At 60.2% G+C, this 2924-nt stretch carries 3 protein-coding genes; all 3 read right to left on the reverse strand.

What is annotated here, in order from left to right; genetic code table 11:
- Positions 1 to 1011, reverse strand: a 1011-nt coding sequence (locus EPO09_RS20145) for a DUF4382 domain-containing protein (protein WP_290646021.1), incomplete at its 3' end; no start/stop codon positions are given.
- Positions 1011 to 1574 carry a DUF2059 domain-containing protein gene (locus EPO09_RS20150; protein WP_290646023.1) on the reverse strand — a complete coding sequence of 188 codons (564 nt, stop codon included), beginning with the start codon at positions 1572 to 1574 and terminating at the stop codon, positions 1011 to 1013. The genes EPO09_RS20150 and EPO09_RS20145, both read right to left, overlap by 1 nt.
- 8 nt (positions 1575 to 1582) lie before the next feature.
- Positions 1583 to 2924, reverse strand: a 1342-nt coding sequence (locus EPO09_RS20155; RefSeq protein ID WP_290646025.1) for an OmpP1/FadL family transporter, incomplete at its 5' end; no start/stop codon positions are given.

Consider the following 2924-nt stretch of genomic DNA (forward strand, 5'->3'; position numbering starts at 1 on the left):
GGAAGAACCGAGCACGGTCCAGTCCAGCGTGGCAAGCACGCTGAAGGCAGAAACAGTCACATTGCGGATGACCATGGTCTGCATGTGCCGGCCCGTGATAACCACTTCATAGCTGGTATCCGTGGGCAAAGGGTACAAGGCAAAGCCACCTGAACTGCCGCTCACACGATATTGCCGCACGCTGGCGTAGCGCTGCCCATCACCCGACAAGCGCTGTGCACTGACCACGATGTCCTGTGCACAGTTCGGCGCAACCGGCGCTGTACCCGAACCGCAGATAAGCGACGGATCGATCGAACCGATGATGGCACCGCTGGTGCTCATGTCATAGCTCGCCAAGACCGGACGGAAGCTGAAGTGATCCACGCCATCAGGCGAGGCCATACGCACCAGGCTGTGCTGCAAGTCGGCCTGCACCACCACATAACTGGCGCCTTGTGCCGCCACCGCATACGAACCTGCGATGCGCCAACCCAGGTCAGGCTGAGGCAACTCCAGCGGCACGATACGAGCCTGCCCGCTGCCATCCGTGTAATTGACCTGGGCGTTGTAGCTCAGGCCTTTGGCTGCAGCGGCATCGACCAAGGCCGCATCGTGCGCCAGTGGAAACAGGCGGATCTGGCCATAGGTGCCCGCAGGCACGCTCAAACCGCTGAGGATGCGCGACACATCGCCCTGAGAACTGGATGGCACCAGCGCCAGGTCCACCACGATCGGCGTGGTCAAACGCAGCACCGTCCAGGTGCGATCACTGCTGGACCAAGCCTGAGAAGCCTGCGGATGAAAGGCCACGCTGCCCACGGTGACCCATACATGGCTGACGTCGCGATAGGCGCCGCCAGAAAGCCCCAAGGTGAATGCACCATGGGTGTCATCTGCACCGGATGCCGGGCTGGCCGACGCGCCTTGTGATGCACCACCACCGCCACATGCGGCCAGGCACGCCATCAAGCCTGCCGCCAGCAAGCCTTTGAACAAACGAAGCACCAGATGATCCATGCGCGTGCTCATCATGGCGTTGTCGTGGCAGCACGCAACTTGAGGCCCACGGCTTGCGTCAGCTCCTTCATTTTCGGATCAATGGCGGCGCGGCTCTCGGCCACCACCTTCTCGCCAAGCGAGCGCTCCATCTGCGGGATCAACTGCTCGAACTTCTTCTTCACAGGCGACTCCAGCATCGCAATGATCTGCTTGAGCTCGTCTTCGCTGAATTGCTGCTGAAGGATGGGCACAACCGTGCCGGCAATTTGGTGACGCGCCGTATCCAGCGCAAGCGGCGTGGCTTCATTGATGTACTTCTGCACGTCAACAGCCATGTCCTTGAGTGCCGCATCACGGCGCTCAGCCGTCACACGGCCTTGCAAAGCAATGCGCGCCTGCTGCACGGCATCGGCTGCCGGACGCTGCACCATCATGATCACCACATCCTCCGGATGCCAAAGGGTGAGCAGCTTGTCAATCAACTTGGCCTTGGCATCAGTGGACTGCGCCCAAACCGGCGTGACCACACAGGTCGATACGGCCACAGCAAGGGCCAACAGCTTGAAGCGGGATGTGGAACGAACAAGGGACATGGCACTACTCAGAACGGTTTGGTGATGGACATGCCGCCATAACGCACGGTCATGGAGCCGGAAACATCGAGCCCCGCATAGGGGTTGTAGATGACGTTGAAGAAGTTGCTGCAATTGAGGTTGCAGCTGGTCTCTGCGGGGATGTCGTACTTGCCTTTGGCGTAGGAATAGGTCGCGTCGATCTTCAAGCCTGACGGGCTTTCATAGCCCATGCCCAGGCTGCGTACGGTCATCGTAGGCAAGGGAGCGATCAAGTCAAAGGCAGACTGCGGAATGGATGTCTTGCGGGGCTCATAGCCATAGCGCAGCTTGAAGCCACGCGTGATCCCCACCTCCAGGCCAAAGCCGAAGTGAATGGGGTCGTGATAACCGCGCGGGATCACCAGCTTGGAGGCATCGGCCTGTCCGAAGACGCGCGCCATCTGCAGCAAGGCGACCTGACGATCGAACTGGATCTCCAGCTTGTCCCACTTGCTCCAGTCGGTGTACATCGCATCCATGTTGAACTGGATGCGATCCGTGGGCTTGAGCTTGATACCGGCCTGCAGATGGGCAGGAAACGGAAGGCGCATGGTCGCGTTACCGGTCTGCACATCGGGGATCGATGTAGGGAACCCAAACATGGCCGCTACAACAGGCCCCAGCAAACTGCCGTACATGCCTTGCACGAACCTGGGGAACATCGGGTCAGCCATGAAGGTATAGCGCCCGGTCAAGGTGGTCTTGGTGCCCGACTGATAAACAGCACCAAAGGCAAACCAATCCTTGGGTTCCCAAAGTAGCCCAAGGTTGTAGGTCGGATCGACAGGCGCCGTCATGTCGAACTTCATGGTGCCCGCCCGATTGAATGGCCTCAGGCGCCCTTCTTTTCCGCCGCCGCACAGGCCAAAGCCGAATGTGTCCAGCGGGTTGCCGCCGTCACTGCACCAGGCGTCCTGCAACTTGCCGATGATGCCCAGCAGCTTGTTGGGAAAGCGCATGTCCGTGTCCAGCGCAAAGCTTTGGTGGGCAATGGGAATGGCCAACCCCAGGCTGAACGTATCGGACACCTTGTAGGCCACAGAGGGCGACAGGTACACGAGGCGCTGGATGACCATGGAGCGGCCATCAAAGCGTGTGGGATCGTTCGGGTCCTGGCTGCGGTCCACACCAACGGCTTGCGGCACATAGCTGGCCGTAGCGAAGGTCCAGGGCGATCCTGGCCTGTTGAAGCTAAAGCCCATGCCGGCACCCAAGGCCGCCGGCAACTTCCACTTGGGCACACCGATGCCAGGAATGTAGAGCTTCTGATAGACCGGGCCACTGGAACTACCAGCCAGAGGGTCTTCCTTCCAGCCACCGATATCGAAG

This window comes from Aquabacterium sp., from assembly GCF_004297345.1.
Taxonomy (GTDB): domain Bacteria; phylum Pseudomonadota; class Gammaproteobacteria; order Burkholderiales; family Burkholderiaceae_C; genus Aquabacterium.